This window comes from Neisseria sicca 4320, from assembly GCF_000193735.1.
Lineage (GTDB): Bacteria > Pseudomonadota > Gammaproteobacteria > Burkholderiales > Neisseriaceae > Neisseria > Neisseria sicca_E.
In genome coordinates this window covers 1-1,616 of sequence record NZ_AEPF01000109.1, presented here as the reverse complement: position 1 = coordinate 1,616, position 1,616 = coordinate 1, and the positions used below count along the sequence as shown (strand labels likewise).

The following is a 1,616-nucleotide window of genomic DNA, read 5'->3' as shown; positions in this document are numbered from 1 at the left end:
ATCCTTCAGGCACATTTGGATACGCGGGAATAGCTCAGTTGGTAGAGCGCAACCTTGCCAAGGTTGAGGTCGCGAGTTCGAGACTCGTTTCCCGCTCCAGTTTGAACACTACCTGGTAGTTTGTTTGGCGAGATAGCAAAGTGGTTATGCAGCGGATTGCAAATCCGTCTACGCCGGTTCGATTCCGACTCTCGCCTCCACTCATTTCATGGCGGGGTGGCAGAGTGTTTATGCTATAAGGGGTGCAACCCTTATACAGGCCGGTTCAAATCCGCGCCCCCGCCTCCAAATTTCAATATAAATTTCAATATAAAACAGTCTGCGCCCGGGTGGTGAAATAGGTAGACACAACGGACTTAAAATCCGTCGGCCCTAAACCGGCCGTGCCGGTTCGATTCCGGCTCCGGGCACCAATAAATCTATGAATTTATTGAATAGTCTAAGACTCTACAGTACCAAAAGACAGCTTATAATTCAGGCTGTCTTTTTGCTTTGTGCCCAATTTGTGTCCAAAATTTTCAAGGTCATCCAAAACTTCGGCATGAGCTATCAGATGGTCGGTCGCTAAATGTGCGTAACGCATAACCATATCTAACCGTTCCCACCCTCCCATTTCTTTTAGAGCAACCAGAGGTACTCCGCGCTGAACTAGCCAGCTTGCCCACGTGTGCCGGATGTCGTGCCATCTGAAATTAGAAATGCCCGCCCTTTCCAACGTGCGTTTCCACATTCTGCTCGACAATGCCGTTATGGGTTTGTTTTCTCGATTGGTGAATACATAAGTTTTGTGTATCCCCATCCGTTCCGATAAGACCCGTATCGCGACATCGTTTAGCGGCACACCAATCGGTCTGCCTGCTTTGGCTTCATCGGGGTAGATCCAAGCCGTCTTACGGTTTAAATCGACTTGTTCCCATCGTAAACCAAACACGTTACGTTGCCGTAGCCCTGTACAGAAACTGAATTTGGCAATTGCACGCCAATGATCGTCCGGCAATGCGTTGATTAGCTGCTCCGCTTCTTCAGGTTTCAACCAACGAATACGCTTTTCTGCCTCTTTTTTCAGTTTCAGCTTCGGAACTTTGTCAATCCAACCCCATTCGTTTTGAGCCTTGTACAAAATAGATCGTATCAAAGCAATATAACGGTTTTTGGTACTGTTACTGCAAGGCAGTCTGTCCACCACATCCATAATGAAATCACGGCTCAAATGATGTAGATAGACTCCGCGCAATTTCGGCAACATCCGCAAGCGGCAGATGTCGTCTTTGATACTTTTTTTATCGGATTTTTCTTTAATCCACCTGACTGCGGCCTCCTCCCACAGCCGTTTCGGTTTTTCGTCAAAATTTTCGTGCTGCCATAACTCGTATGTTAATTTATCATGAAGCTTTTGCGCTTCCTTTTTGTTTTTGGTTCCAGCAGACTGTCTAATTCTGCGGCCGCTTTCTGTCCTGATATCGACGTAATATACACCGTTTCGTAAGTAGATCGGCATTTTGCTTTACTCCTGTGTTCGAGCGAAGCCTGCACCAGTTCATTTTCTTTTCGCATCAGAAAAACGTCAAGTGCGGCTTGGGTAATACAATAACGGCGACTAGGTCGGCTGGCCTCGA

Annotated in this window: 1 protein-coding gene and 4 tRNA genes; 4 read left to right on the top strand and 1 reads right to left on the bottom strand. The window is 47.1% G+C overall.

All coding sequences use genetic code 11. From position 1 onward, the window contains the following. The first annotated feature begins 23 nt into the window (after window positions 1-23). The 4 genes from NSCA4_RS0109785 (at window position 24) to NSCA4_RS0109775 (ending at window position 413) form a co-directional block, all read left to right on the top strand. A tRNA-Gly gene (locus tag NSCA4_RS0109785) sits at window positions 24-99 on the top strand. A 27-nt stretch (window positions 100-126) separates the two neighbouring features. Then, window positions 127-200: transfer RNA gene (locus tag NSCA4_RS0109780), tRNA-Cys, on the top strand. Window positions 201-210: 10 nt separating this feature from the next. Then, window positions 211-288, top strand: a tRNA-Cys gene (locus NSCA4_RS15585). A gap of 35 nt (window positions 289-323) precedes the next feature. Beyond that, window positions 324-413, top strand: a tRNA-Leu gene (locus tag NSCA4_RS0109775). A gap of 26 nt (window positions 414-439) precedes the next feature. Here the strand turns inward: NSCA4_RS0109775 and NSCA4_RS0109770 are convergent. Continuing rightward, complete coding sequence (locus NSCA4_RS0109770; RefSeq protein ID WP_016687957.1) at window positions 440-1,498, bottom strand: tyrosine-type recombinase/integrase; 1,059 nt, start codon at window positions 1,496-1,498, stop codon at window positions 440-442. Between the last annotated feature and the right edge of the window lie 118 nt (window positions 1,499-1,616).

What these genes read in the sequence shown, in the direction of transcription:
- NSCA4_RS0109770 (WP_016687957.1), bottom strand. Translation starts at nt 1,498, where the DNA reads ATGCCGATCTACTTACGAAACGGTGTATATTACGTCGATATCAGGACA.